This window comes from Hungatella sp. SL.1.14 (assembly GCF_024460495.1).
Lineage (GTDB): Bacteria > Bacillota > Clostridia > Lachnospirales > Lachnospiraceae > Hungatella > Hungatella hathewayi.
This window is the reverse complement of record NZ_JANFYJ010000371.1, coordinates 1-299: the sequence shown is the minus strand read 5'-3', so window position 1 is coordinate 299 and position 299 is coordinate 1. Positions and strand designations below refer to the sequence as shown.

The following is a 299-nucleotide window of genomic DNA, read 5'->3' as shown; positions in this document are numbered from 1 at the left end:
ATGATTACGATTTGGAGGAAGAAGCTGTACCGCCTGTTCTGTTTCAGGAGTTGCGCGGTGGAAATATCGAACATCTACGCCCTATTTTTGCTCTCTATGGGCAAACTGGATTAAATATGTTACAAGAACTTTTGGAAATTGATGAAATCAGCAAAGATACAGCAAAGGTTGAACTGCCAGACGAACAAACCAGCTATGCAGGGTATTTCTTTACTCGATTTTCAGAAGATAATAGACAGAACGCTGAAAATGCAGTACAAGCATATATTAGAAATATAAATCGTATTTTCGTGGAGGAG

General features: G+C 38.8%; 1 pseudogene. It reads left to right on the top strand.

Going from position 1 to position 299, the window contains the following annotated elements:
• Window positions 1–299: pseudogene (locus tag NE473_RS31410) on the top strand (hypothetical protein); the annotation flags it as partial.